This window comes from Candidatus Accumulibacter vicinus (assembly GCF_000584955.1).
In the GTDB taxonomy this organism is placed as follows: Bacteria; Pseudomonadota; Gammaproteobacteria; order Burkholderiales; family Rhodocyclaceae; genus Accumulibacter; species Accumulibacter vicinus.
Genome location: NZ_JDSS02000032.1, coordinates 9,561 through 10,443 on the forward strand (window position 1 = coordinate 9,561; position 883 = coordinate 10,443).

The 883-nt window shown below is 70.6% G+C and carries 1 protein-coding gene and 1 pseudogene; both read left to right on the forward strand.

The genetic code is table 11. The annotated features are described in order from the left end of the window. A pseudogene (locus tag CAPSK01_RS24350) lies at positions 1 to 553 on the forward strand (Ig-like domain-containing protein); the annotation flags it as partial. 144 nt (positions 554 to 697) lie between these two features. Further along, on the forward strand, positions 698 to 883 hold a 186-nt coding region (locus tag CAPSK01_RS23225), incomplete at its 3' end, for an Ig-like domain-containing protein (protein ID WP_273703801.1).

Genomic DNA, 883 nt, shown 5'->3' on the forward strand with positions numbered 1-883 from the left:
CGCCGTACAGCTTCGCCTGGAACAGCGTCCCGGCCGGCAGCTACAGCCTCACCGCCAAGGCGACCGACAACCAGGGCGCCGCGACGACGAGCGCCGCACGGACGATCACCGTCACCACCAACCAGGCACCGACCGTCAGCCTGACGGCTCCGGCCGCGGGCGCGAGTTTCGTCGCTCCCGCCGCGATCCCCCTGACCGCGACCGCCGCCGATACCGACGGGACGATCGTCAAGGTCGAGTTCTTCCAGGGAACGACGCTCATCGGCACCGCCACCGCGGCGCCATACAGCTTTGCCTGGAACAGCGTCCCGGCCGGCAGTTACAGCCTGACCGCCAAGGCGACCGACGACAAAGGCGCCGCGACGACCAGCGCCGCCGTAGCCATTACCGTCACCACCAACCAGGCGCCGACCGTCAGCCTGACGGCCCCGGCCGCCGGCGCCAGTTTTGTCGCTCCCGCCGCGATCCCCCTGACCGCGACCGCCGCCGATACCGACGGGACGATCGCAAGGTCGAGTTCTTCCAGGGAACGACGCTCATCGGCACCGCCACGGCGGCGCCGTACACTGTCACCTGGAACAGCGTCCCGGCCGGCAGCTACCCCCTCACCGCCAAGGCGACCGACAACCTCGGCGCCGCGACGACGAGCGCCGCACGGACGATCACCGTCACCACCAACCAGGCGCCGACCGTCAGCTTGACGGCCCCGGCCGCGGGTGCCAGCTACGTCGCTCCCGCCGCGATCACCTTGACCGCGACCGCCGCCGACACCGACGGGACGATCACCCAGGTCGAGTTTTTCCAGGGAACGACGCTCATCGGCACCGCCACCGCGGCGCCGTACAGCTTTGCCTGGAACAGCGTTCCCGCCGGCAGCTACAGT